The following is a 25,463-nucleotide window of genomic DNA, read 5'->3' on the forward strand; positions in this document are numbered from 1 at the left end:
ATGAACATTGCATTTATCGGCCTGGGTAACATGGGCGCACCCATGGCCCGTAACCTGATCAAGGCCGGGCATCAGCTGAACCTGTTCGACCTCAACCAGAGCGTGCTGGCGGAGTTGGCGCAACTGGGCGGGCGTGTTGCTGCCTCGCCCAAGGCGGCTGCCGAAGGCGCCGAACTGGTGATCACCATGCTCCCGGCCGCCGCCCATGTGCGCAGTGTGTGGCTGGGTGAAGACGGGGTGCTGGCGGGGATTGGTCGCGGCGTCCCTGCGGTGGACTGCAGTACCATCGACCCGCAGACCGCTCGTGAAGTGGCCGCTGTGGCTGCCAAGCAAGGTGTGGCCATGGCCGATGCGCCGGTGTCCGGCGGCACCGGTGGTGCCCAGGCCGGGACCCTGACCTTCATGGTCGGCGCCAGTACTGAGCTGTTCGCCACCTTGCAGCCAGTGCTGGCGCAGATGGGGCGCAACATCGTGCACTGCGGCGAAGTGGGCACCGGGCAGATCGCCAAGATCTGCAACAACCTGCTGCTGGGGATTTCGATGATCGGCGTCAGCGAAGCCATGGCCCTGGGGGATGCCCTGGGCATCGATACCCAGGTGCTGGCGGGGATTATCAACAGCTCCACCGGCCGTTGCTGGAGTTCCGATACCTACAACCCGTGGCCTGGAGTGATTGAAACCGCCCCTGCGTCCCGGGGCTACACCGGCGGCTTTGGTGCCGAGCTGATGCTCAAGGACCTGGGGCTGGCCACCGAGGCCGCCCGTCAGGCTCACCAGCCGGTGGTGCTCGGCGCCGTGGCCCAGCAGTTGTACCAGGCCATGAGCCAGCGTGGGGAAGGCGGCAAGGACTTCTCGGCCATCGTCAACAGCTACCGCAAACCGCAGTAAGGCAAAGATTGTGTAGCCGCCGCCGCAGGCTGCGAACGGCCCGAAGGGCCGCAGCGATTTCAAGCCTGGCGAAGATTGGTGTTGAACGCGGCCCCTTCAGCCGGGGCGTTTGCGGGAATCTGCGTCGGGCAGGTTCCCGCTTTTTTGTGGGTTCAGTTCGGGCGATTGGCAGCGGTGTGCGGGGGAGGGTTGAGACGGGTGTCGAGGCCGAAGCGTTCCTGGATCACCACCTGGTACAGCCCTTTGGCCAGCAATGGATTGATCAGAATGTTCCAGCTGTGCCGGGACACCGATGAGGGCACTAGCACGAATGGATGGTCGGCCAGCAACTGGTCGGCGAATTTCTGCTGGCCGGCACTGGGGATGCCCGGGATCAGCCAGTTGGGATTGGGCAGGCTGCGTTCATCCACGCGGTAGATGGCCGACGGGTCCTGGATCAGGGCGCCAGTGAGGACATGGGGCACGTTATCCAGTGCGGCAAAGCCCTTGTGCACCGCCACTTCCAGAATCGCCGTGGCCGGATCGGCGCTGCCATATACGGCCTTGACCCCTTTGGAGTTCCAGCGGCCGCCACACAGCTCGGCACCGATGCCACTGTCCCAGCTGTCGGCGTGCCGGGCGGCGTCCAGTCGCCAGAAATGAATCTCGCTGCTGCCCGGAATACTGATCACTGATAGACCCCGTATTCCAGGCGGGTGAGGAACTCGTCCACCAGTTCGAAGCCGATGGGGTTGGTCAGCAGATCCACCGGTTTATGGCCGTCGAGGCCCATCACCGGCTTGGCCATCCAGTCCTGTGCCTCTTCACTGCTGCCGAAGACGTCCTGGGCCTTGGCCAGCACCTGGGCGAAGCGTACCGCGCGGGCACTCTGCTCCGGGTTCAGGGGTTCGTCCGGGGTTTTCAGGCGCCGATGCAGGGTGCGTTCGGAGAGGCCGATGATCTTGGCCAGGACCTGTTCGTCCTTGAGCATGGGGACCGAGGAGACGAACTTGATGATCGCCGTCAGAGGGATGCCTTCCTCGGTCAAGCGATAGATCGAAATGCGGTCGTCAAACCGTGCCCGGCCACCCAGGAGGATGTCCGCAGACTGTTCTTTCAATACCAGTTTGCCCCGCCGCTTGGGGGCAATGCCGGTGCCTGTCAGCGCAACCATGAGTGCTACTCCTGCCTTTGCCATTTGGCAGTGATTATATAGACATTTGGCGGAGCACGTTGTGTTCAATGGCAATGCCGGAAGGGGAGCCCAGGTCGAAGGGGCCCCCCGGTGTGTTCTGACTCAGGCAAACACGAAGTATTTGCGCACGGTTTCCACCACTTCCCAGGTGCCTTTCATCCCGGGTTCCACCACGAAGATATCGCCGGCACGCAAGTGGATGGGATCGCGGCCATCCGGGGTGATCACGCAGTACCCTTCCTGGAAATGGCAGTACTCCCACTTCTCATAGGCCACTCGCCACTTGCCCGGGGTGCAGATCCAGGTGCCCATGATCTTGCTGCCGTCCTCGCTGGTGTAGGCGTTGAGGTTGACGGTGTGGGGATCGCCCTCGAGTTTTTCCCACTTGCAGGCGTCGAGGACGGGCAGTGGGTGGGTATCGCGCAGAACGGTAATAGGTTGCGACATGCTGTGCTCCTAGCGGGCAGAGAACTGAAGACGCACCCTATAGCGCCCGACGTTCAGGGGGATGTCTGTTCTCGACCTCGGGGTATCCAGAAGCGCAATGCGAGAGTTGCTGCCGGCTGGGGGGGAACGGGCGGCTGGCGCTTGAAACATTCCCTCGACAAAGGGCAGTTTTTTAGCAGGATTTGCGAAATATCTGACGATGCCCGAGTTATTTCGCAAGAATCTTTACTGGTATCGCTCGTATCATTCAGTCCGGAGTGACCGAGAGCCGCACGAATGGAAAATACACCACGCTGGTGGGATATCAGCCCGCCTTTGAGTACCGCGACCCCGACCTGGCCGGGGGACACGCCGTTCCAGGAGGAGCGCGTCTGGCAGTTCGGGCCCGAATGCCCGGTGAATGTCGGGCGCGTAACCCTGTCGCCCCACACTGGCGCCCATGTCGACGCACCCCTGCATTACCGGCCGGACGGCTTGCCCATCGGCGAAGTGTCGCTGGATGTCTACATGGGCCCGTGCCGGGTCCTGCATTGCCTGGACAGCGGCGCCCTGGTGCAGCCCGAAGCCGTGCTCGGACGCTTGGACAACTTGCCTGCGCGAGTCTTGCTACGCACTTATCCACAGGCGCCGCTGAGCACGTGGGACCCGGACTTTACCGCGGTAGCTCCAGCCACCATCGAACTGCTGGCCAGCCTCGGCGTGCGCCTGATCGGCATCGACACCCCGTCCCTCGATCCCCAGCAGTCCAAGACCATGGATGCTCATAACACCGTGGCCCGCCACGGCATGGCGATTCTTGAGGGGATAGTCCTGGATGAGGTTGCCGAAGGCGACTACGAACTGATTGCCCTGCCACTGCGCTTTGCCCACCTGGATGCCAGTCCGGTGCGGGCGATCCTGCGCCCCCTGGCCGATTGATTCCTACAATAAATACACAGCTGGCCGTCCGCGCCGTTGTGCATCCCGCCCCGGGTTGCACAGCCTGCGGGTGGTAACCGCTGCCTGAGGCGAGGAGCCCACGCCATGAGCCAATGTCCTTTTTCAAGCAACCCACCGGATGAATGGCATAACGCCGAGCTGAATTTCTCCGATTCCATGAGCTACGGCGACTACCTGGACCTGGGGCGTATTCTCAGCGCCCAGCATCCGCTGTCGCCGGACCACAACGAAATGCTCTTCATCATCCAGCACCAGACTTCGGAGCTGTGGATGAAGCTGATGCTTCATGAGCTCAAGGCCGCCCGCGAGCAGGTGCGCCAGGGCCAGTTGCCCCCGGCGTTCAAGATGCTGGCGCGGGTGTCGCGGATCTTCGACCAGCTGGTGCACGCCTGGGCCGTGCTGGCCACCATGACGCCGTCCGAGTACAAGTCGATCCGCCCGTACCTGGGCCAGTCCTCGGGCTTCCAGTCGTTCCAGTACCGGGAAATCGAATTCATCCTCGGTAACAAGAGCGCGGCCCTGCTGCGGCCTCACGCCCACCGTCCCGAGCTGCTGCAGTCCCTGGAAGAATCGATTGCCACGCCGTCCATGTATGACGAAGCGATTGCCCTGATGGCTCGCAGCGGCTTGAGCATCGACCCCGCGCGCCTGGCCCTGAACAGCACCACCACGACTCAGCATGACCCGTCGGTGGAGGCGGCCTGGCGCGAGGTATACGCCAACCCTTCGGCCTATTGGGACCTGTATCAGTTGGCGGAAAAGTTCATCGACCTGGAGGACTCCTTCCGCCAGTGGCGCTTCCGTCACGTGACCACCGTGGAGCGCATCATCGGCTTCCAGCCTGGCACCGGCGGCACCGAAGGCGTGGGCTACCTGCGCAAGATGCTCGACACCGTGCTGTTCCCCGAGTTGTGGCGAGTGCGATCCTCGCTCTGATCCGCAAAACGCTCCGCCTGCCGGGGCGTTTTCATTTGCCTGCCGGCGTCTGATTGCCTGAATCCCTAATGTCGCCGCAGCCGCAGGCTGCGATCGCCTGCGCAGCAGACGCGCTCTTGAGGTCTGGAAGGTCCTGCGGACCTTAGCGCAGCCTGCGGCAGCGGCTACAGAGGTCGTTGCAGAGCGGTAGGCATTGGCGACAGTTGCGCTCTGGAGATAAAGTGGCTGCCTTAAGTGCAGAATTTTTACTCTCCCAGGCAGACCACATGTCCCGGACCTTCGAGCTTGAAACCCTCAAGATGCGCCTCAGCGACCCTGAGTTCCGCCCTCTGGACCTGCACCAGCGCATCCAGCGTGCGTTGCGCGGGCTGATCCTCGATGGTGCCCTGGGGCCTGGGGTGAAGTTGCCGGCCAGTCGGGCCCTGGCCAAGTCGCTGGCGGTCTCCCGGGACACCGTGGAAAACGCCTATGTGCAGTTGCAGCGCGACGGTTTTATCCAGCGCCGCGAAGGTTCGGGGAGTTATGTCTGTGAAGCCATCGGTGCCCAGTTGCGCGGCTCGGTCCGCCGCCGCCAGCAGTTGCAGGGGCAGCCTGGGCACAGCCGAGAGCCTGGGGCGGGCCTGAGCCGGCGCGGCGCGCTGCTGTTGCAAAGGGGCGGCGTCAGCGATCAGCAGGCCGTCACCGCCTTTGCTACCGGGCTGCCGGAAACCCGCAGCTTCCCGCTGGATGTCTGGGAACGCCTGCAACGCCAGGCGCTGAAGGATTACCGCGCCAATGTACTGCTGCATGGTGATCCCCAGGGCGCGCTGCCCCTGCGCAAGGCCATTGCCGCCTACCTGAACCTGGAGCGCGGAGCCAAGGTGCAGCCCGAGCAGATCCTGGTGCTGAGCAGTACCCGCCAGGCGCTGTTTCTGTGCGCGCAACTGCTGGTGGACGCCGGCAAGCCGATCCTGTTGGAGAACCCGGGCTACTTCGGCGCACGCAAGGCATTCGAGGCCGCCGAGGCGCGCATCGTGCCCATCGATGTCGACAGCCAGGGCATTCGCACCGACCTGCTGCGGGCCGACCGCAGTGGCGCCCGCTGTGTCTATGTGACGCCGTCCCATCAGTACCCCACGGGCGTCACCCTGTCCCTGGAGCGCCGCCTGGAACTGACCCGCTGGGCCGCCGAGCAGGAGAAATGGATCATCGAGGACGACTACGACAGCGAGTTCCACTACGACGGTTTGCCCACCGCCTGTGTCCAGGGCCTGGACCCGTATCAGCGCACCCTTTACATCGGCACCTTCAGCAAGACCCTCTACCCGGGCCTGCGCATGGGCTACATGGCTCTGCCCAGCGAGCTGGTGAGCGCCTTCAGCGCGGCCCGCAGCATCATGGACGGGCACACGCCGCAGATCCTCCAGCTGACCCTGGCGCGGTTCATGGAGGAGGGGCACTACAACGCCCATGTGCGGGCCATGCGCAAGCTGTACGCCGAGCGTCGGCAAGCCATGCTCGATGCCATCGGGCGGCATTTGCAGGGCATTGCCGTGGCCTTGCCGCCACCGGGCGGGTTGCAGATTCCTTGCCTGCTGGAGCCCGGCTGGAGCGAAGCGTTGACCCAGCAACGAGCCGCCAGGGCCGGCATCCAGTTACCAGGGCTAGGCCGGCTGTATGCCGGGGAGCACAAGCAGCCAGGCTGGTTGCTGGGCTACGCCTCGCTGAGCGCCCATGAAATCGAAACGACCATGGCACGCCTGGCCCAGGCCCTGAAAAAGGCCTAGCCAGGCGCTGGCTTTCAGGGTTTGACGGTACGGGCGGTCAACAGAGTGGCCCGGCCATGGATCAGCAGGTGCGCGGTCAAGCCGGCCACCAGCCCCCAAAAGGCACCGCCGACCCCGAGCAGGGTGACGTTGGCCGCGGTGGCGAGGAAGGTGATCAGTGCGGTTTCCCGGGTGGCCGCGTCGGCCATGGCATTGGCCAGGCTGCCGCCGATGGCCCCCAATAGCGCCAGGCCCGCCAGGGCGCTGATAAAGGTCTTGGGCAGCACCATGAACAGGCTGGCCAGGGTCACGCCGAAGGTGCCCACCAGGATGTAGAACAGCCCGCAGGCGATACCGGCGATGTAGCGTTTTTTCGGGTCAGGATGGGCGTCCTTGCCGGTACAGATCGCCGCAGTAATCGCCGCCACGTTGAAGGCATGGGCGCCGAACGGTGCCATCAGCAGCGAACCCAGGCCGGTGACCGTGAGCACTGGGTTGGCGCTGGTGCTGTAGCCGTCATTGCGCAACACCAGCATGCCGGGCATGTACTGGCCGGTGAGGGTGATGACGAACAGCGGCAAGGCCACTCCGAGCAAGGCCTGCAGGGAGAACTGCGGCGCGGTGAATATCGGTACGGCCAGGCTCAAGTGCACTGCAGAAAAGTCGATCCGCTGCTGAGCGATGAGCAGCCCCAGGCCGATGACCAAGATGCCCACCACGGCAAAGCGCGAGGTGAAGCGCCGCAGCAGGGCGTAGGACACTAACAGCACTGTCACCAATAGCGGGTCGGCGCTGGCGCCGCCAAAGGCATTGATCCCGAACTGCAGCAGAATGCCCGCCAGCAGGCCGGCGGCGATGCCCTTGGGGATCATCCGCACCAGCCTGTCGAAGGCCCCGGAGCCGCCGAGGATGATGAACCCCAGGGCCGAGATCAGGTAGGCACCGATCACCTCGGCATAGGGCGTGAACGGCATCACCGTGGCCAGGAACGCCGCGCCGGGTGTGGACCAGGCAGTGATGATTGGCGCCTTGTAACGCAGGCTCAGCCACAGCCCGGTCAGGCCGACACCGACCGACACCGCCCAGACCCAGGACGCGGTCTGGGCCTCTGACAGCCGCGCCAGCTCGGCGGCCTGGAACACCAGGACAAAGGTTCCGCCGTAGTTCACCAGCACTGAAATCAGCGCCGCCACGGTGGGCGAGAAAACATCGGTCCAGCGCAGGCTTGTCGCCGTTCTGTTCATCAGCCGCTCTCCATCCAGAAACAGGCTCCCAGGCTCAGGTGCCGGGAGGGAGTCGATTCTAGAGAGAGGGCGGACTGTTGTTTCAGGCCACATTCACTCTAATTGGCAGACCGCTTTTACGCCGCCGACAAAAAAGCCCGGCCTTGATCCTGGCCGGGCTTTCGGGTGTTGCAATCGTGAGCTTAGTGCAGGGCGGGCTGTCCGGCCTTGCGTGCATGACTCAGGCGGTAGAAGCCCCAAATCACCAGGACCCACACCGGAATCGCATACACCGAGGCGCGGATGCCCGGGATCATCCACATCACGCCGATGATCATCACCATGAACGCCAGGCACAGGTAGTTGCTCAGTGGCGACCAGAACGCCCTGAACGACGGCACCACGCCTTGCTCGGCCATGGCCTTGCGAAAGCGCAGGTGGGTCAGGCTGATCAGCGCCCAGTTGATCATCAGTGCAGCCACCACCAGGGCGAACAACAGCTCCAGCGCTTCGTGGGGCGCCAGGTAGTTGACCAGTACGCAGAGCAGCGTGATCAGCGCGGAAATGCCCAGGGCCAGAATCGGCACGCCCTGCTTGTTGAGCTTCATCAGCGCTTTGGGCGCGTCGCCCTGTTCGGCCAGGCCATAGAGCATGCGGCTGTTGCAGTACACACCGCTGTTGTACACCGACAGTGCTGCGGTCAGGACCACGAAGTTGAGGATCTGCGCCGCCGCATCACTGCCGATCAGCGAGAAGATCTTCACGAAAGGGCTGCTGCTGTAGGCGTCGCCGCCGGCGTTGAGGCTCACCAGCAGTTCATCCCACGGATACAGCGACAGCAGCACGGCCAGGGCGCCGACGTAGAAGATCAGCACCCGGTACACCACCTGATTGATGGCCTTGGGAATCACTTTACGCGGCTCGGCGGCTTCGGCAGCGGTGATGCCCACCAGTTCCAGGCCGCCGAAAGAGAACATGATGAAGGCCATGGCCATCAGCAGGCCGGTGCCGCCGTTGGGGAAGAAACCGCCGTGGGACCAGAGGTTGCTCACCGACGCCTGGCTGCCGCCGCTGCCGCTGAACAGCATGTAGCAGCCGAGGACGATCATGCCGACGATGGCCACCACCTTGATGATGGCGAACCAGAACTCGGCCTCACCGAAGAACTTCACGTTCATCATGTTGATCAGGTTGACCAGCACGAAGAACACCGCCGCACTAACCCAGGTGGGGATTTCCGGCCACCAGAACTGCACGTACTTGCCCACCGCGGTGAGCTCGGCCATGCCCACCAGGACATACAGCACCCAGTAGTTCCAGCCGGCGAGAAAGCCGAAGTAGCCGCCCCAGTACTTGTGGGCGAAGTGGCTGAAGGAGCCGGCCACCGGCTCTTCGACGATCATTTCCCCCAACTGGCGCATGATCAGGAAGGCAATGAACCCGGCAATCGCATAGCCGAGGATCATCGAAGGTCCGGCGGACTTGAGCACCCCGGCCGAGCCGAGGAAGAGTCCGGTGCCGATCGCCCCGCCCAGGGCGATCAACTGAATATGGCGATTCTTCAAGCCACGCTTGAGTTCACCTTGTTGCAAGGTTTGATCCACTAATGTGCGCTCTCTTCTAGTTGTTATCAGGACCGATCCCGTGGTGAACGGGACCGATCGCGGCTCAATGCTGACGGGATCAGATATTACTCTCGGTAAACCGCTCGTAATACAGCTGAACGCGGTTAAGTTGCTGTTCTTGCAGCCAGGTTCGGATCGAATCGACCATCGGTGGCGGTCCGCAAACGTACAGGTCGCTGTCTTGGTCGCGCAGTTCGCTGCTGTCCAAGTGCTCGGTGATGTAGCCGCGCTTGCCCGACCAATCCGGGTCGGCGTCGCTGATCACCGGGGTGAAGCGAAACCCTTGCAGGCGCTCGCCCAGCGCCTGGATACGCTCCAGTTCGCACAGATCGGCACTCTGGCGCACGCCGTAGTACAGGTGCACCGGTTGCTGGCAGCCCTGCTCGACGATCTGTTCGAGCATCGCCAGCAGCGCCGACAGCCCGGTGCCGCCGGCCACCAGCAGCAGCGGCCGGCTGATCTGGCGCAGATAGAAAGCCCCCAGCGGCGCCTCCAGTTCGATGCTGTCACCCACCAGGCAACGCTCGCGGATGTAGTTGCTCATTACCCCGTCGGGCAGCAGGCGGATCAGGAACTGCAACTGGTTGTCCGCTCCTGGCCGGTTGGCGAAGGAGTAGGCCCGGCTGCTGTCGGTGCCGGGAACTTGCAGGCGTGCGTACTGGCCGGGGAGAAACTCCAGCGGTGCCTCGCTGCTACCCAGGTCCAGGTGCAGGATGGCGGTGCTGTCCGAGACTTGGCGCACGTCGATCACCGAGCCGGTGCGTCGCACCGGATCGGCGTTGTGGCACAGGCTGGAATCGAAGTCGAAATAGAACGCCGCATCGGACTGCACCCGGGTCTGGCAGGTGAGCATCTTGCGTTGCTCCAGGTCCTGGGGCGAGAGGGCTTCCTCGTCCACATAGTCCTGGCTGTACAGGCCCGACTCGCAACGGCCCTGGCAGGTGCCGCAGACGCCTTCGCGGCAGTCCAGGGGGATCTTGATGCCGTTGCGCAGGGCAGCGTCGAGCAGTATTTCATTGGCCTTGACCGGGAAGAACAGGGTCTTGCCGTCGGCAAAGCTGAACGCGACCTTGTGCGTCATGAAGAGATGTCCGTCGAGTCAGAGGTGGTAGAAGTCGAGCACCGAGTTGATCGTGTCGTTGAGCAGCAGCACGTGCTTGCGCTGGATCAGCCAGCTGTCGCCATGGGGCTTGAGGTCGTAGGTGGCGTGACCGTAGAAGTCCTCGGAGGTGGCCAGGCGATAGAACAGCGTGTGCCAGTTCAGGCGCACCTGCAGCAGCCCGTTGTCGCCCTCGGCGATGCGCAGGTTGCTGACCATGTGCAGGGTGCGCGGCATGGGAATGGTCGAGGCCGCCTTGCCGGTGCGCAGGCGGAACACCCGGTCTTCCAGGCCCGAACGGTTGGCGTAGTAGATCAGCGACATCTCGCGTTTCGGGTCCCGGGTGTAGACGTGTTCCGAGTCCCATTGCGGCAGGTGGAACTCGCTGTCCACGGCGAACAGCTGCAGGTAGGCGTCCCAGTCTTGGGCGTCGCACAGTTCGCACTTGCGATAGAAGAATTGCTCGATCTGGTACTGCAATTGCGCATTCATGTTCATACCTCACGCAGTTTCAGGGACTGGCGCTGCAGGCCGTCGAGGAGGAATTTCTGCCAGTTGCGGTGCTGGTTGACGTACAGCCCTTCATGGGTGATTTCGGTGCCGGTCATGGCCGGTTGGATGCCCAGGTTCTCGCTGTTGGCGGTGGGGCCGGTGGCCCAGCGGTGATGGCCGCGCGAGACATCGCTCCAGCGCTCCAGGCGCCCCTGGAAGCCGCGCTGGGCCTCGCGAAACTCCACCAGGTCGTCCGGCGTGCCCATGCCCGAGACGTTGAAGAAATCCTCGAACTGGCGGATGCGGTTTTCCCGGTCGGCGTCGCTCTCGCCCTTGACCCCGATGCACTGGCTGATGATCTCGGTCTTGTTCCAGGCGATGGGGCGGATGATCCGCAGCTGGGAGCTGATCTGGTCGAGGAAGAACAGGCTGGGGTAGATGTTCAGGTTGCGCAGGCGGTGCATCATCCACTCGGCCTTGGCCTGGCCGTGCTCCTCCACCAGGCGCGGCATGATGCTGGCGTAGCCGGAACGCACCGCCGGGTTGGGCATTTCGCTGAACAGCACGCTGTGGCCGTTGTTGAAGGCGAACCAGCCGTCGTCGGTGCTGGCGTCGCCGGCGCCGAGCTTGCTGTAGTCCAGGGTGGCGCTGCTGCCGGTGCCGTTGTCACGGTTGACCTGCTGACGGTGCTGCACCGTGGCCACGTAGTTGTAGTGCACGGTGCTGACGTGATAACCGTCCAGGCCGTTCTCGTTCTGCAGCTTCCAGTTACCGTCGTAGGTGTAGGCGGACTTGCCCGGCAGTACTTCCAGCTCACCGTTGGGGGACTGGGCGACCATCATGTCGAAGAAGATCCGCGCGTCGCCCAGGAAGTCTTCCAGGCTGTTGTCGGCGGCCACGTCCAGGCTGATGAAGACAAAGCCCTTGTAGCTGTCGATGCGAGCCTTCTTCAGGCCGCGGGTGGCCTTGTCGAAGCCTTCGTCGTATTCCCCCGGCGCCTTGACCTTCACCAGGCGCCCGTCGCTCTTGTAGCACCAGGCGTGGAATGGGCAGGTGAAGGTCGACTGGTTGCCCTTGCCGACCCGGGTCAGGGTGGTGCCGCGGTGTTGGCAGGCGTTGATCAGGGCATTGAGTCGGCCCTCGCCATCGCGGGTGATGATCATCGGCTGGCGCCCGGCGCGCATGGTGATGAAGTCGTGGTTGTTGGGCAGTTCGCTTTCGTGACAGGCGTAGATCCAGTTTTTCTCGAAGATCAGTTCCATCTCCAGATCGAACAGCTCGGGCTCGGTGAACATCTCCCGGGCGATACGGAACACTCCGTCCGCGGGGCGGAAGTCCAGGCAGCCGTGGATGAAGTCTTGCCACTGCTCGACGCTTCTTGCACCACTCATGAGTCGGTACCTTTTTTATTCAGGTCAATCGGGTGCATTCATTAGAGAGAGTGCGGGGCGCCGGTGGCTATCCGCTTAGTCGGCCAAGGCCATCCATAAAATTGCCTGGGTAGTTGTGACCCAGCTGCGACCCACCTTTGAGCGGATCGGCGATCGACAGCTGCACCACGGGGCGCCGATGGGCTACTGTGAGCCCGGCCAGAGAGGACGATGGGGGCGGGTTATCCACTTAGTGGGCGATTGCTATCCACTGGGTTGGCAGCGTTGCCGGCTGGCGCAAAACTTGCCCTGTCGCACAAGACGCGCCGTCAGAGCGCGCTGAATAATAATTGCCGTGGGTGCGCCGTGATGAATAGCAAGGCTGATGGGCTGTTTCGCGAGATTCGTATCGATCGCTATGACCTTGAAGGGGCCAGGAGCTGGATGGCGGGTATCTGTGGGCCGCACCGCCTGGAAACCGCTAACCCCGAACGCATTCGTTTCCACCACAGTGCCAACGTCCTCAGGTCCCGTGCCACGACCCTGGGCATCATCGAATACGGCACCGACGTGGTCGTCGATATCGAGGACACCGAGCGCTTCAGCAGCTACAGCCTGAGCCTGCCCCTGTGCGGCGAGCAGGAGCTGAGCAAGGACGGTCGCCTGCTGCGTTCGGACCCTGACCAGGGGGTGATCATTGCCCCCAACGAAAGCCAGGTGCTGGCCATCTCCGGCGACTGCCGCAAGTTGCAGGTGGTGATTTCCCGGCCGGCCATGAGCGAAGCCCTGGAGGCGTTGCTGCAACGCCCGGTCGAGCAGCCGCTGCGCTTCGAGCCTGCCATGGACGCACGGCAGGGCGCCGCCGCGGCCTGGTGGCGCATGGCGCATCACTTCATTGGCGAACTGGCCCAGGGCAACGAACTTTACGAGCAACTGGCCTTCACCCGGGAGATCGAGAGCTCCCTGATCAAGGGGCTGATCCTGGCCCAACCCAACAACTACTCCGCGGAGCTGCAGGCGATGCTCGGGGTCAAGCTGCCGCATTACCTGGTGCGGGCCCGCCAGTACCTGCACGAGCATGCCCGAGAGGCGGTACACCTGGAGGACCTGGAAGCCGCCGCCGGTGTTTCACGCTTCAAGCTGTTCGAGGCCTTTCGCAAGTACTTTGCCCTGTCGCCCATGGCCTACCTCAAGCGACATCGACTCAATGGCGTGCGCCAGGACATTCTCGAACACGGCGCCGCGCGCAATATTTCCGAGATTGCCCTGGCCTGGGGCTTTACCCACCTGGGGCGGTTTTCCGCGGAGTACCGCAAGCTGTTCGACGAGGCGCCGAGCGCCACAGTCCAGCGCCACCAGGCGCGGCGCCCGGTGGGGTTCTAGGACGGACTACTTGCGCAGCACCAGATCCAGCAGGCCGTCCTGTTCCTTGATCTTCTGCAGGACGATTTCCGAGCGGATGTCGGTAACCCCGGACGCGCGGTTCAGGTGATTGACGATGAAATCCGAGAAGTGCTTGAGGTTGCGCGCCCGGATGCGCAGCACGTAGTTGCTGGCGCCGGTGATCACGTAGGCGGCCACCACTTCCGGCCATTGCTGGACCTTGCTGATAAAGGTCTCGTGCCAGCCTTCCACGTCCTGGCGCAGGGACACGTGGACGATGGCTTCCAACTCGATCCCCAGACGCTCGGCGTTGAGCTGGGCGCGATAGCCGCTGATGATCCCGTCGCCTTCGAGCATGCGCAGGCGGCGCAGGCAGGCGGAGGGTGAAAGGGCGACTTTCTCTGCCAGTTCCTGATTGCTGATACGCCCATCCTGTTGCAGGAAGTGCAGGATGCGCAGGTCGGTGGAGTCGAGGGTCATGGCTGGCATAAATCCGCGTTTTTTATTGAAGGATTAGAATTTTATTCGAGATTAGTACGATAACGCGCTGCACTTTGCACGAAAATTCTAGCTGGCTTCGTCCATTATTTCCTGGGTTTGCGGGTCGCCCAGACCCCGTGCCCGGCCCGCGCCTGGCGTACATGACCTTGACCAAGACAGGACTTCCAATGATCGATAAAAACCACTGCCTGCGTCTCGATGAACAGGACCCACTGGCGCCGCTGCGCCAACAGTTCGCCTTGCCCGAGGGCGTGATCTACCTTGATGGCAACTCCCTGGGTGCTCGCCCTGTGGCCGCCCTGGAACGGGCCCGGCAAGTGATCGAGCAGGAGTGGGGCGATGGCCTGATCCGCAGCTGGAACAGCGCCGGCTGGCGTGACCTGTCCCAGCGCCTGGGGGACCGACTGGCCCCGTTGATCGGCGCCGGCAACGGCGAAGTGGTGATCACCGACACCACGACCATCAACCTGTTCAAGGTGCTCAGTGCGGCCTTGCGAGTGCAGGCCGAACGCGCCCCCGAACGGCGGGTGATCGTTTCCGAAAGCAGCAACTTCCCTTCCGACCTGTACATCGCCGAGGGCCTGACCCAGATGCTTGAGCAGGGCTATTCCCTGCGCCTGGTGGACAGCCCGGAACAACTGCCGGCGGCAATCGACCAGGACGTGGCGGTGGTGATGCTCACCCACGTCAACTACAAGACCGGCTACATGCACGACATGCAGGCCGTCACCGGACTGATCCACGAAGCCGGCGCCCTGAGCCTCTGGGACCTGGCCCACTCGGCCGGCGCAGTGCCGGTGGAGCTGAATCGCAGCGGCGCCGACTACGCCATCGGCTGCACCTACAAATACCTCAACGGCGGCCCGGGTTCGCAAGCCTTCGCCTGGGTTGCTCCTGCCCTGTGCAATCTGGTGACCCAGCCACTGTCCGGCTGGTTCGGCCATGCCCGGCAGTTCGACATGGCCACCCAGTACGAGCCCGCCAGCGGTATCGCCCGCTACCTGTGCGGCACCCAGCCGATCACTTCGCTGGCCATGGTCGAGTGCGGCCTGGAGGTCTTCGAACAGACCGACATGCAGAGCCTGCGGCGCAAGTCCCTGGCCCTGACCGACCTGTTCATCGAGCTGGTGGAACAGCGTTGCGCCGGCCATGACCTGAAGCTGGTGACTCCGCGGGATCACGCCAAGCGAGGCAGCCACGTGAGCTTCGAACACCCCGAAGGCTACGCGGTGATCCAGGCCCTGATTGCCCGTGGTGTGATCGGCGATTATCGCGAGCCACGGATCATGCGTTTCGGCTTCACCCCGCTCTACACCCGCTTCAGTGAGGTCTGGGAAGCGGTGCAGATTCTCGGTGAAATCCTCGATGAAAAAACCTGGGCCCAGGCGCAATTCCAGGTGCGTCACAGCGTGACCTGAGACGGTTTTATCCCTGGGTTGCCGCAGCCAGCGGCGACCCGGGCAAGCGGCACAAGGACGAGCTGCCCTATCGATTTATACGTGCACACAACAATAAAGAGGCACTCAAAGTGACCACCTCCAACAAGGGTTTCGAAGCGATTTCCAATCGCGAGCACGGCCTCAGGCGGCAGTTGACCGCCGGCCAGATGAGCATGATCGCCATCGGCGGGGCCATCGGCACCGGCCTGTTCATGGGCAGTGCCTATGCCATCGGCTATGCCGGCCCCAGCGTGCTGTTGAGCTATGCCATCGGCGCGCTGATCACCCTGATCCTCATGGGCTGCCTGGCGGAAATGACCGTGGCCCACTCCACCTCCGGTTCCTTCGGCGCCTATGCCGAGTTCTACATCAGTCCCCTGGCCGGGTTCCTGGTGCGCTATGCCTATTGGGCGGCCATCGTGCTGGCGGTGGGCGCCGAGGTCACGGCCATTGCGATGTACATGAAGTACTGGTTCGCCAACGTCCCGGAATGGGTGTGGATCGTCTCCTTCTCCAGCGTGCTGATTCTGCTTAACGCCATCAGCGTGAAGACCTTCGGCAACTTCGAATACTGGTTCTCCACCATCAAGATCGCCGCCATCGTCGGCTTCATCATCCTCGCGGTGTATGTGGTGTTCGGCTCCGGCAACCCCGATTACGGCGTGCACAACTACAGCGCCCACGGCGGCTTCTTTCCCAATGGCTTCGAGGGCATGTGGATCGCGGTGATCGTGTCGATCTTCAGTTACCTGAGCGTGGAAATGATCGCTGTAGCGGCGGGGGAGGCCAAGGACCCGCAACGTGCGGTGAAGCAGGCGTTTCGCGCCACCATCGTGCGCCTGGTGGTGTTCTACCTGCTGACCCTGGCCCTGATGCTGGCCATCGTGCCCTGGGTCCAGGCCGGCAAGGCCCAGAGCCCGTTCGTCACGGTGATGCAGACCATCGGCATTCCCGGGGCCACCGGGGTGATGAACTTCGTGATCCTGATCGCCGCGCTGTCGGCGATGAACAGCCAGCTCTACATCACCACGCGGATGATGTTCAGCCTGTCCCGCGCCGGTTACGCACCCAAGTCCATGGGCGCCCTGAGCAAGAGCGGGATTCCGCTCAACGCGCTGCTGCTGTCCAGCTCCGGCATCGCCCTGGCGACCCTGGTCAACGTGCTGTACCCGGAAAGCTCGTTCACCCTGATGATGGCGATCTCGATGTTTGGCGCGATCTTCACCTGGTTCATGATCTTCCTCACCCACTACTGCTTCCGCCGCTATCACCAGCGCCATGGCGAGCAGCAGCTGTCGTTCCGCATGCGCCTGTTTCCCTACAGCACCCTGTTGGGGCTGGTGCTGATGGGGGCGGTGATGATCACCACCTTCTTCACCGAGGCGTTCAAGATGACCCTGGTGTTCGGCGTGCCCTTCCTGCTGTTACTGACCCTGGTCTACTACCTGTGCTTCCGTAAGCCCAGGACGGTCGCCGGTTTGTCGGAAGTCTGAGGCAAGGCCTCCAGGGCCGCCTACGGGCTGCCCAGGGGGCACTCTTCGCGAGCCTGTTGCAGGCGGGTCTCGAAGACTTCGAGCCGGCGCTGCAACTGCTGCAAGTCATCGATCTGTTGTTGCAGCTCGCGCCTCTTTTGCGCCAGGGCGGCCTGGGCGCGGTCCCAGGGAAAGGCCTGGCCCTGGTGCGTGGCGAACACCTGCTGTAATTCCTTGAGCTTGAACCCCAACTGCTGCGCGCATTTGATGAACATCAGTTGCTCGACGCTCTGGGCGTCATAGAGGCGGTAGCGACCCTGACGCGGAGCTTCGGGCAACAGGCCGATGGCTTCGTAGTGACGGATGCTCTTGACGGTGGTCCCGGACAGTTGCGCGGCTTGGCCGATGTACATGAAAACTCCTTGTTCAGTACCGGTTTCGGGCGGTGGACAGCGTTGCGCATTATCCGGTGGATTCACTGCCTGGCAAGGTACTGCGCCTGCATCAGCCAATCCGCCTTGCGTTCTTCGCTGGCGTCCAGCACCGGGCCAAAGGTCAGGGTGCGCAACGGCTTGATGCCGCAGAAGGCCAGGGTGGTGCGGCGCATCTGCTGCAAGCCGGGCATGCGATAGAACCAGCGGAAATACCAGGGCGGTGTGTCCATGGTCACCATCAGGTGGGCGGTGCGGCCCTTGAGCAGTTGCTCGGGAAAGGCCTTGCCGGGGCGGTACTTGAAGGCGAAGCCCGGCAGCAGCACACGGTCGAGAAAGCCCTTCATCAGGGCTGGAATCCCACCCCACCAGATGGGGAAGACCCAGGTCAGGTGCTCGGCCCAGAGGATGTCGGCCTGGGCCCGTTGCAGGTCTTCCTCCAGAGGCTGGATCTGCCGGTAGCCTTCGCGCAGCACCGGATCGAAGCGCAGGTCGCCGAGCCTGAGCTGGCGCACGTCATGCCCGGCTTCCTGCGCCGCCTTCACATAGCGCTCGCTCAATGCCGCGCACAGGCTGTTGCGCGAGGGGTGGCCGAGAATCACCAGGATGCGTTTGCTCATTACCGTGGTCCTTGAGGGATAAACCCCAAGGCTAAAGTCTGCCCCTAAGGGGAGAGTCAAGGCGGCAGCAGTGCCGCGCACAAACCTTGGGCATACAGCGGCAGCGTTGCGAAGTCACGGGCGCACAACAGCAACCGGCGCCGGGCCCAGGCTTCGCTCAGAGGGCGGGACTGCAATGGCAGGTGACGGTTGCGCTCCAGGGCCGCCAGGGGCACCAGCGCCAGCCCAGCCCCACGGGCCACCATGCGCAGCAGGGCGTCGAAGCCTTCGGCGCGGATGCGCAATTGCATGCGTCGTCCCAGGTGCAGGGCCTGTTCCTCCAGATACACCGCCAGGGCGCTATGGCTGGCCAGGCCAACGTAGTCGTGGGCCAGGGTGTCGTTGAAGCTGAGGTTGGGCTGCAGGCTCAGCGGGTGATCCTGGGGCATCACCAGGACCAGCGGATCATCACGGAAAGGCCGGCTCATCAGTCCCTGAATGTCCACCGCGTCGGAGACGATACCCAGGTCTGCCGCACCCTGGCGCAGGGCGTGGGTGATGCGCTGGCTGGGCAATTCCTGCAGGTCGATATCCACCTGGGGCTGGTTGTGCAGGAAGTCCGCCAGCAACTCCGGCAGGTACTCGCTGAGGGCGGTGGTGTTGCACAGCAAGCGCACCTGGCCCTTGATTCCCTTGGCGTATTCGGCGAGGTCCTGTTGCAGGTGTTCGGCGTACAGCAACAGCGTACGGGCATGTTGGGCCAGGGCCTTGCCGGCGGGCGTCGGGCGAATGCCGCGGCGCCCGCGTTCGAGGAACTCGATGCCCAGGGAGGCTTCCATGGCACGGATTCGAGCGCTGGCGGCGGCCAGGGACAGATGGCTGCGAGCGGCCCCGGCGGTGATGTTGCCGGCGTCGAGAATGTTCAGGTACAGCCGCAGGTCGATCAGGTCGAAGTGCATGGGGCATTCCTCGGGGAACGGGGTCTCTTACGGAGGCCGTGCAGATGTTTTTGTAGGAGCCGGCTTGCCGGCGAAGAGGCCTTAGGATTTTGCATCGGGCTTGAGTGCGCCTTCGCTGGCAAGCCAGCTCCTACGGAGGTACGGGCAATAGGTTTTGGTATGTGCCTATTGCCTGACAAGAGGCTGGCTCAGTATATGGCAGATTTTCAGCTCGGCGGGTAGGGCGCAGGATAGGCCCATGAACAGCTCTCTCGCGTTTTATCAAAACCTCGGACTGGCCCTTTCTCTGCTAGTCATCGGCACCTTCGTACTGGCCGGCATGGTCAAGGGGGTGATCGGCCTCGGCCTGCCCACCATCGCCATGGGGCTGTTGGGGCTGGCTATGGCTCCGGCGCAGGCTGCAGCCTTGCTGATCATTCCGGCGACCCTGACCAATCTCTGGCAACTGGCCTTTGGCGGGCACCTGCCGGCCTTGCTCAAGCGCCTGTGGCCGATGTTGCTGGCGATCGTCGTCGGCACGGCCGCCGGTTCATTGTGGCTGGGCATCGAGGGCGGGCATTGGGTGGTGCGGGGGTTGGGCGCGGCGTTGCTGCTGTATGCCCTGAGCGGCCTGCTGTTGCCGACCCGGCGCGTGTCGCCGGCCCAGGAGCGCTGGCTGGCGCCGCTGTGCGGGCTGGTCACTGGGGTCATCACTTCGGCCACCGGTGTGTTCGTGATCCCGGCGGTGCCCTATCTGCAGGCTCTGGGCTTGAACAAGGATCAGTTGGTGCAGGCCCTGGGCCTGTCGTTCACGGTGTCGACCCTGGCCCTGGCCGCCGGCCTGCTGTGGCGCGGCGCCCTCGGTGGCGCCGAGCTGGGGGCTTCCTTGCTGACCCTGGCCCCGGCGCTGTTGGGCATGTGGCTGGGGCAATGGTTGCGCCAGCGCATCAGCACCTTGCTGTTCAAGCGGGTGTTCTTCATCGGCCTGGGGCTGTTGGGCGGGCATCTGTTGATCAGCGGCTAGACCTTTGGCTCAGCGGCCAGCCGCGGCCGGGCTGAGCATGTCGATGGCGCGGATCTCGAAGTCGCGCTCCAGGTAGTCCATGCGCGCGTCGAGAAACTGCTGCATGTGCGGCAGGCCAGAGTGGCTATCCAGCGCCTCCTGGGAAGCCCAGACCTCGTAGAAGATGAACAGGCTCGGGTCTTCCCGGTCCTGCAGCATGTGGTACTCGATGCAGCCAGCTTCAGCGCGGCTGGCGGCGACATGGCTCAGGAAGAACGCCTGGAAGGCGTCGGCGCGCTCGGGACGGGTCTTGGCGTGAAGGATAAAGGCCTGGGGCGTGGACATGCGCAAAGCACTCATTGACGGGGAAGGTGCTGAAAATCCTAAGGCAAAGATCGGCTGTCGATTCGTGCGTTTTAGTCAAATGTATTTTGAGCAACCCGGGCTTATTCTCCGCTCCCTGCCTGATTAACCTGCCGCCATCGTTTGCAACCTTCACAACCCGTCGCTGCCGATGCGCGATGGGCTGTCCCCGATGAGGCCGGATCATGAAAAAAGTACTGCTGCTCAATGGCGCCAAACAGTTCGCCCACTCCGATGGCCGTTACAACGCCACCCTGCACGACACCGCCCTGGCGGTGCTGGATCGCGGTGGCCTGGAGGTCAAGGTCACCCATATCGACGAGGGCTACGACATTCAGGAAGAAGTGGCGAAGTTTCTCTGGGCCGACGTGATCATCTACCAGATGCCCGGCTGGTGGATGGGCGCGCCGTGGATCGTCAAGAAGTACATCGACGAAGTCTTCACCGAAGGCCACGGCAGCCTCTACGCCAGCGATGGCCGGACCCGTTCCGACGCCTCGCAGAAATACGGCAGCGGCGGCCTGATCCAGGGCAAGCAGTACATGCTGTCGCTGACCTGGAACGCGCCGCAGCAGGCCTTTGACGATCCGACCGACTTCTTCGAAGCCAAGGGCGTGGACGCGGTGTACTTCCCGTTCCACAAGGCCAACCAGTTCCTCGGCATGCGCGGTTTGCCGACCTTCCTCTGTGTCGACGTGATGAAGCGCCCGAACATCGAAGCCGACGTGCAGCGCTACGCGGAGCACCTCAAGGCGGTGTTCAATCTCCAGGGCTGAATCCGGCTACTATTGAGCGCCTTGAAGCGGGCCTGCGGTTTATCCAGGGCCCACCCGCGCCGATAAAGGACTCCCGTGAAAGCCCGATCCGACGAGTTGCAAGTCTTGGTTTGCGTCATCGAGTGCGGTTCGATTTCCGCCGCCGCCGAGCAATTGGCCCAGACCCCTTCGGCGGTCAGTCGCACCTTGTCGCGGCTGGAGGCCAAGCTCGACACCACGCTGATCAATCGCACCACTCGACGCATGGACCTGACCGAAGAAGGGCGCTACTTCTTCGAGCAGGCCAAGCTGATTCTCGATCAGATGGACGAACTCGAAGAGCGCCTGTCCTCGCGCCAGCGCAATCCGTCCGGGCGTTTGCGGATCAACGCCGCGTCGCCTTTCATGCTGCACGCCATCGTTCCCCATGTGGCCGAGTTCCGTCGCCTGTACCCGGACATCCAGCTGGAACTCAACAGCAACGACCTGATCATCGACCTGCTGGAGCAGAGCACTGACATCGCCATCCGCATCGGCGTGCTGGCGGACTCGACCCTGCATGCCCGCTCCCTGGGCTGTAGCCCGCTGCATATCCTCGCCAGCCCCGATTACCTGGCCCGCCACGGCACGCCGCACAGCGTGGCCGAACTGGCCGAACACACCTTGCTCGGCTTCACCCAGACCGAAACCCTCAACCACTGGCCGTTGCGCCATGTGCACGGTGATCGCTGGCAGATCCAGCCGGACATCAGTGCCTCCAGCGGCGAGACCTTGCGCCACCTGGCGCTGGAGGGGCAGGGGATTGCCTGCCTGTCGCATTTCATGACCATCGACGACATCCGCGCCGGGCGCCTGCAACCGGTGCTGGCCTCGTTCAACAGCGGCTACCGCCAGCCGATCAACGCGGTGTACTACCGCAACTCGCAACTGGCCCTGCGCATCCAGTGCTTCCTGGATTTCATCCAGGGCAAGCTGGCCGATTACGCCCACCCCGAGTTCCAGGGCTGAAAGCCCCGTTCCCCGCCTATCACCCGTAGGTTATCCATGGCTGAGGCTTGGGACGTTCGTGCCACGATTGGCGATTGCTCAAACCCCCGTCTCGGGCCTAAGGTTCTTGCCGTTCAAAAACAAGAAAAGGAAGGACTTTATGCGCATCCTGTTGTTCAAGACCCTGGCCCTGACGGCCGCCATCGTCGCCAGCAGTTCGGCGTTCGCCGTGACCCTGGAAGGCGGCGCGGTGGCTGCGCCCAACCAGTACGGCGCCGATGTCGCGGCGCAGATCCTGAAGAAAGGCGGTAACGCGGTGGACGCCGCGGTGGCCACGGCCTTCGCCCTGGCAGTGACCTACCCCGAAGCCGGCAACATCGGCGGCGGCGGTTTCATGACGATGTTCGTCGACGGCAAACCCTACTTCCTCGACTACCGGGAAACCGCGCCCAAGGCCGCGACCCGGGACATGTACCTGAATGAAAAGGGCGAGGTGATCGAGAACCTGAGCCTGGTGGGCGCGCGCGCCGCCGGGGTGCCGGGCACCGTGATGGGCCTGTGGGAAGCTCACCAGAAGTTCGGCAAGTTGCCGTGGAGCGAGTTGATCACCCCGGCCGTGGGTTACGCGAAAAACGGTTTCAAGGTGGCGGACAAGCAGTACCAGTACCGCGAGGATGCGTTGAAGCTGTTCAACGGCAGCACCAACTTCGGCGATTACTTCGGCAGCATGAAACCCGGTGAAACCTTCCGTCAGCCGGAGCTGGCCGCGACCCTGGAACGCATCGCCGACCAGGGCGCCAAGGAGTTCTACAGCGGCAAGACCGCCGACTTGCTGGTGGCGCAGATGCAGGCCGACAAGGGCCTGATCACCAAGCAGGACCTGCAGGACTACAAGGTCCAGTGGCGCCAGCCGCTGCAGGTCAGCTTCCGTGGCAACACCCTGTACACCGCACCGCCACCCAGCTCCGGTGGGGTGGCCCTGGCGCAGCTGATCAGCATCAAGGAGGAGCGCGCCGCGGACTTCAAGGGCGTCGAGCTGAACTCGGCCAAGTACATCCACTTGCTGGCGGAAATTGAAAAGCGCGTGTTCGCCGACCGTGCCGACTACCTGGGCGACCCGGCGTTCTCCGACGTGCCGGTCAAGCAGCTGACCGACCCGGCCTATCTGAAAAAACGCGCCGCCGAGGTCAACCCGAATGCCATCTCGGCCACCGAGAAAGTGCGTCCCGGGCTTGAGCCGCACCAGACCACCCACTTCTCCATTGTCGATGCCCAGGGCAACGCGGTGAGCAACACCTACACCCTGAACTGGGATTACGGCAGTGGCGTGGTGGTCAAGGGGGCGGGCTTTTTGCTCAACGATGAGATGGATGACTTCAGCGCCAAGCCCGGCGTAGCCAACGCCTTCGGCGTGGTGGGTGGCGATGCCAACGCCATCGCCCCGGGCAAGCGCATGCTGTCGTCCATGAGCCCGAGCCTGGTGACCCGCGATGGCAAGGTCACCCTGGTGCTGGGCACCCCCGGTGGTTCGCGGATCTTCACCTCGATCTTCCAGGTGCTGAACAACCTCTACGACTACAACCTGCCCCTGGAAAAAGCCGTGGCCGCGCAGCGCGTGCATCACCAGTTGCTGCCCAAGGACACGATCTACTACGACGCCTATGCGCCGCTCACCGGCAAGGTCGCCGATGAGCTGAAAACCATGGGCTACACCCTGGAAGACCAGGGTTGGGAGATGGGCGACATCCAGGCGATCCGGGTCAACGGCACCCAGCTTGAAACCGCTTCCGACCCCCGCGGTCGTGGTGTCGGCAAGATCGTCAAATAACCACAACCCTCTGTCAGCGCCGGCTTGCCGGCGAAGGCGCGCTCAAGCCCGGCACTCGGTGTCGGGGCGCTTTCGTCGGTAAGCCGGCTCCGACCGCTCGCCTGTCTAGGCGCCGACCACGCAATTGCGTACCATTGCCCGCCTTTTTCTGCTCTCCCCCGGGCCGCGTCCGCCGGTCCGCCTATCAGGTCAACCATGAAAGCAAAACGTCTGCGCGCTGATGTCCTGGCCGGACTCACTACCTCCTTCGCCTTGCTCCCCGAATGCATCGCCTTCGCCCTGGTGGCCCATCTCAACCCGTTGATGGGCCTGTACGGCGCCTTCTTCATCTGCACCCTGACCGCGCTGTTCGGCGGTCGGCCGGGCATGGTGTCCGGCGCTGCCGGTTCCATGGCGGTGGTGATCGTCGCCCTGGTGGTGCAGCACGGCGTGCAGTACCTGCTGGCCACGGTGTTGCTGGGCGGGCTGGTCATGGTCGCCTTTGGCCTGCTGCGCCTGGGCAAGTTGGTGCGCATGGTGCCGCACCCGGTGATGCTGGGGTTCGTCAACGGCCTGGCGATCGTCATTGCCCTGGCCCAGTTGGAGCATTTCAAGAGCGGTGAGCACTGGCTCAGCGGCCAGGCGCTGTACCTGATGGCCGGGCTGGTGGCGCTGACCATGGCCATTGTCTACCTGCTGCCACGCCTGACTCGGGCGGTGCCACCGGCCCTGGTGGCGATCCTCGGCGTCGGCGCATTGGTGTACCTGCTGGGCCTGCCGACCCGCACCCTGGGGGACATGGCCCACATCGCCGGCGGCCTGCCGAGCCTGGCGCTGCCCCAGGTGCCGTGGAACCTGGACACCCTGGGCATCATCGCGCCCTACGCGTTCCTGATGGCCATGGTCGGCCTGCTGGAAACCCTGCTGACCCTGAATCTCACCGACGAAATCACCGAGAGCCGTGGCTACCCGGACCGCGAATGCGTGGCCCTGGGCGCGGCCAACATGGTCTCGGGGATGTTCGGCGGCATGGGCGGCTGCGCGATGATCGGCCAGACCGTGATCAACCTCAGTTCCGGTGGCCGCGGGCGCTTGTCCGGGGTTGTGGCCGGGGGGCTGATCCTGCTGTTCGTGCTGTTTCTGTCGCCGCTGATCGAGCGCATTCCCCTGGCGGCGCTGGTAGGGGTGATGTTCGTGGTGTCGCAGCAGACCTTTGCCTGGGCCTCGTTGCGAGTGATCAACAAGGTGCCGATGAACGATGTGCTGGTGATCATCGCGGTGACCGTGATCACAGTCTTCACCGACCTGGCCATGGCGGTGTTCTGCGGCATCGTGATCGCGGCCCTCAACTTCGCCTGGCAACAGGCCCGCGAGCTGTACGCCGACGCTCACCTGGAGGCCGACGGCAGCAAGCGCTATCAGTTGCACGGCACGTTGTTCTTTGCTTCCACCACGCCGTTTCTCAATCAGTTCGACCCGGCGGGTGACCCGCAGCACGTCACCGTCGACTGTCGCCACCTGAGCTTTGTCGACTACTCGGCCATCGCCGCCCTGAAAACCTTGCGCGAGCGCTATGCCAAGGCCGGCAAGCAACTGCGGGTGCTGCACCTGTCGGAGCGCTGCAAGAAGCTGCTGAAACGAGCCCGGGTGCAACACGACTGAAGCCCGGGGGCGAGTGGCAGTGCTCGCCCGTTTTTCAATGCGCGGGGATGAAAATAGCCACTACCGATTTTCATCGCTCGCGCTTTTGCATAGCTGTTCGCGACAAGGCCTGCCTCTTTACGAAAATTAGTTTCACTTGGTTTGAAACAAAACTCCTTAAGTGATTAAAGAGTTTCACAACCATT

25 protein-coding genes are annotated in these 25,463 nt (G+C 63.4%); 12 read left to right on the forward strand and 13 right to left on the reverse strand.

The window, feature by feature from the left end; translation table 11 throughout:
* Entirely contained in the window at positions 1–888 is an 888-nt protein-coding gene (gene mmsB, locus PQT43_RS00045) for a 3-hydroxyisobutyrate dehydrogenase (protein WP_102878273.1), read from the forward strand.
* A gap of 152 nt (positions 889–1,040) precedes the next feature.
* Here mmsB and PQT43_RS00050 read toward each other — a convergent pair whose 3' ends face one another.
* The 3 genes from PQT43_RS00050 to PQT43_RS00060 all read right to left on the reverse strand — a co-directional run bounded on the left by PQT43_RS00050 (position 1,041) and on the right by PQT43_RS00060 (position 2,509).
* On the reverse strand, positions 1,041–1,559 hold the full coding sequence (locus tag PQT43_RS00050; protein WP_102861019.1) for an RES family NAD+ phosphorylase: 519 nt from the start codon (positions 1,557–1,559) through the stop codon (positions 1,041–1,043).
* Entirely contained in the window at positions 1,556–2,041 is a 486-nt protein-coding gene (gene parS, locus PQT43_RS00055) for a type II RES/Xre toxin-antitoxin system antitoxin (RefSeq protein ID WP_102861020.1), read from the reverse strand. Before parS ends, PQT43_RS00050 begins: the two co-directional genes overlap by 4 nt.
* A 123-nt stretch (positions 2,042–2,164) precedes the next feature.
* Entirely contained in the window at positions 2,165–2,509 is a 345-nt protein-coding gene (locus tag PQT43_RS00060; RefSeq protein ID WP_102861021.1) for a cupin domain-containing protein, read from the reverse strand.
* Between the two features lie 276 nt (positions 2,510–2,785).
* Here PQT43_RS00060 and kynB point away from each other — a divergent pair, with 276 nt between their 5' ends.
* The 3 genes from kynB (at position 2,786) to pdxR (ending at position 6,150) form a co-directional block, all read left to right on the forward strand.
* Positions 2,786–3,427: an arylformamidase gene (kynB, locus tag PQT43_RS00065; RefSeq protein WP_102861022.1), complete on the forward strand. Its 642-nt coding sequence runs from the start codon at positions 2,786–2,788 to the stop codon at positions 3,425–3,427.
* Between the two features lie 105 nt (positions 3,428–3,532).
* Entirely contained in the window at positions 3,533–4,384 is an 852-nt protein-coding gene (gene kynA, locus PQT43_RS00070) for a tryptophan 2,3-dioxygenase (RefSeq protein ID WP_102861023.1), read from the forward strand.
* Between the two features lie 266 nt (positions 4,385–4,650).
* Positions 4,651–6,150, forward strand: a complete 1,500-nt coding sequence (gene pdxR / locus PQT43_RS00075) for a MocR-like pyridoxine biosynthesis transcription factor PdxR (protein ID WP_123393805.1) — start codon at positions 4,651–4,653, stop codon at positions 6,148–6,150.
* A gap of 14 nt (positions 6,151–6,164) precedes the next feature.
* Here pdxR and PQT43_RS00080 read toward each other — a convergent pair whose 3' ends face one another.
* The 5 genes from PQT43_RS00080 to antA form a co-directional block, all read right to left on the reverse strand.
* Positions 6,165–7,373 carry a benzoate/H(+) symporter BenE family transporter gene (locus tag PQT43_RS00080; RefSeq protein ID WP_272753367.1) on the reverse strand — a complete coding sequence of 403 codons (1,209 nt, stop codon included), beginning with the start codon at positions 7,371–7,373 and terminating at the stop codon, positions 6,165–6,167.
* Positions 7,374–7,555: 182 nt separating this feature from the next.
* Positions 7,556–8,956 (reverse strand): amino acid permease, encoded by a 1,401-nt coding sequence (locus tag PQT43_RS00085; protein ID WP_110595947.1) that lies wholly within the window; start codon positions 8,954–8,956, stop codon positions 7,556–7,558.
* Positions 8,957–9,035: 79 nt separating this feature from the next.
* Positions 9,036–10,058 (reverse strand): anthranilate 1,2-dioxygenase electron transfer component AntC, encoded by a 1,023-nt coding sequence (gene antC / locus PQT43_RS00090; protein WP_272753368.1) that lies wholly within the window; start codon positions 10,056–10,058, stop codon positions 9,036–9,038.
* Between the two features lie 18 nt (positions 10,059–10,076).
* Positions 10,077–10,568: an anthranilate 1,2-dioxygenase small subunit gene (gene antB / locus PQT43_RS00095; protein WP_047301590.1), complete on the reverse strand. Its 492-nt coding sequence runs from the start codon at positions 10,566–10,568 to the stop codon at positions 10,077–10,079.
* Between the two features lie 2 nt (positions 10,569–10,570).
* Entirely contained in the window at positions 10,571–11,959 is a 1,389-nt protein-coding gene (gene antA / locus PQT43_RS00100) for an anthranilate 1,2-dioxygenase large subunit (RefSeq protein ID WP_123393801.1), read from the reverse strand.
* A gap of 348 nt (positions 11,960–12,307) precedes the next feature.
* Between antA and PQT43_RS00105 the strand changes: the two genes are divergently transcribed.
* Positions 12,308–13,321, forward strand: coding sequence for an AraC family transcriptional regulator (locus PQT43_RS00105; RefSeq protein WP_123393800.1), 1,014 nt, complete (start codon positions 12,308–12,310; stop codon positions 13,319–13,321).
* A gap of 6 nt (positions 13,322–13,327) precedes the next feature.
* Here PQT43_RS00105 and PQT43_RS00110 read toward each other — a convergent pair whose 3' ends face one another.
* Positions 13,328–13,801: an Lrp/AsnC family transcriptional regulator gene (locus PQT43_RS00110; RefSeq protein ID WP_102878281.1), complete on the reverse strand. Its 474-nt coding sequence runs from the start codon at positions 13,799–13,801 to the stop codon at positions 13,328–13,330.
* 188 nt (positions 13,802–13,989) lie between these two features.
* On the opposite strand from PQT43_RS00110, the gene kynU reads away from it, so the two are divergent.
* Both kynU and PQT43_RS00120 read left to right on the forward strand, forming a co-directional pair.
* A complete protein-coding gene (gene kynU, locus PQT43_RS00115) occupies positions 13,990–15,240 on the forward strand; it encodes a kynureninase (RefSeq protein ID WP_272753369.1) in 1,251 nt (416 codons plus the stop codon).
* 110 nt (positions 15,241–15,350) lie between these two features.
* Entirely contained in the window at positions 15,351–16,754 is a 1,404-nt protein-coding gene (locus PQT43_RS00120; RefSeq protein ID WP_110653101.1) for an amino acid permease, read from the forward strand.
* Positions 16,755–16,774: 20 nt separating this feature from the next.
* Here the strand turns inward: PQT43_RS00120 and PQT43_RS00125 are convergent, their stop codons facing one another.
* The 3 genes from PQT43_RS00125 to PQT43_RS00135 form a co-directional block, all read right to left on the reverse strand.
* Positions 16,775–17,146 (reverse strand): MerR family transcriptional regulator, encoded by a 372-nt coding sequence (locus PQT43_RS00125; protein ID WP_267269342.1) that lies wholly within the window; start codon positions 17,144–17,146, stop codon positions 16,775–16,777.
* A gap of 62 nt (positions 17,147–17,208) precedes the next feature.
* On the reverse strand, positions 17,209–17,784 hold the full coding sequence (locus PQT43_RS00130) for an NAD(P)H-dependent oxidoreductase (protein WP_102878286.1): 576 nt from the start codon (positions 17,782–17,784) through the stop codon (positions 17,209–17,211).
* A gap of 56 nt (positions 17,785–17,840) precedes the next feature.
* The gene (locus tag PQT43_RS00135; protein ID WP_110653100.1) at positions 17,841–18,722 is read right to left on the reverse strand and encodes a LysR substrate-binding domain-containing protein; all 882 of its coding nucleotides are present in this window, start codon (positions 18,720–18,722) and stop codon (positions 17,841–17,843) included.
* Between the two features lie 238 nt (positions 18,723–18,960).
* Here PQT43_RS00135 and PQT43_RS00140 point away from each other — a divergent pair, with 238 nt between their 5' ends.
* Positions 18,961–19,725, forward strand: coding sequence for a sulfite exporter TauE/SafE family protein (locus PQT43_RS00140; RefSeq protein ID WP_272753370.1), 765 nt, complete (start codon positions 18,961–18,963; stop codon positions 19,723–19,725).
* A 9-nt stretch (positions 19,726–19,734) separates the two neighbouring features.
* Here PQT43_RS00140 and PQT43_RS00145 read toward each other — a convergent pair whose 3' ends face one another.
* Positions 19,735–20,049 carry a putative quinol monooxygenase gene (locus tag PQT43_RS00145; protein ID WP_102878289.1) on the reverse strand — a complete coding sequence of 105 codons (315 nt, stop codon included), beginning with the start codon at positions 20,047–20,049 and terminating at the stop codon, positions 19,735–19,737.
* A gap of 203 nt (positions 20,050–20,252) precedes the next feature.
* Here PQT43_RS00145 and PQT43_RS00150 point away from each other — a divergent pair, with 203 nt between their 5' ends.
* The 4 genes from PQT43_RS00150 (at position 20,253) to PQT43_RS00165 (ending at position 25,278) form a co-directional block, all read left to right on the forward strand.
* The gene (locus tag PQT43_RS00150) at positions 20,253–20,843 is read left to right on the forward strand and encodes an NAD(P)H-dependent oxidoreductase (RefSeq protein ID WP_102861039.1); all 591 of its coding nucleotides are present in this window, start codon (positions 20,253–20,255) and stop codon (positions 20,841–20,843) included.
* 75 nt (positions 20,844–20,918) lie between these two features.
* Positions 20,919–21,830: a LysR family transcriptional regulator gene (locus PQT43_RS00155; protein WP_170004350.1), complete on the forward strand. Its 912-nt coding sequence runs from the start codon at positions 20,919–20,921 to the stop codon at positions 21,828–21,830.
* A 139-nt stretch (positions 21,831–21,969) separates the two neighbouring features.
* Positions 21,970–23,637 (forward strand): gamma-glutamyltransferase, encoded by a 1,668-nt coding sequence (gene ggt, locus PQT43_RS00160; protein ID WP_272753371.1) that lies wholly within the window; start codon positions 21,970–21,972, stop codon positions 23,635–23,637.
* A 195-nt stretch (positions 23,638–23,832) separates the two neighbouring features.
* Positions 23,833–25,278 carry a SulP family inorganic anion transporter gene (locus tag PQT43_RS00165; RefSeq protein ID WP_267269344.1) on the forward strand — a complete coding sequence of 482 codons (1,446 nt, stop codon included), beginning with the start codon at positions 23,833–23,835 and terminating at the stop codon, positions 25,276–25,278.
* Positions 25,279–25,463 lie beyond the last annotated feature (185 nt).

Source organism: Pseudomonas sp. BLCC-B112 (assembly GCF_028550695.1).
Taxonomy (GTDB): domain Bacteria; phylum Pseudomonadota; class Gammaproteobacteria; order Pseudomonadales; family Pseudomonadaceae; genus Aquipseudomonas; species Aquipseudomonas danubii.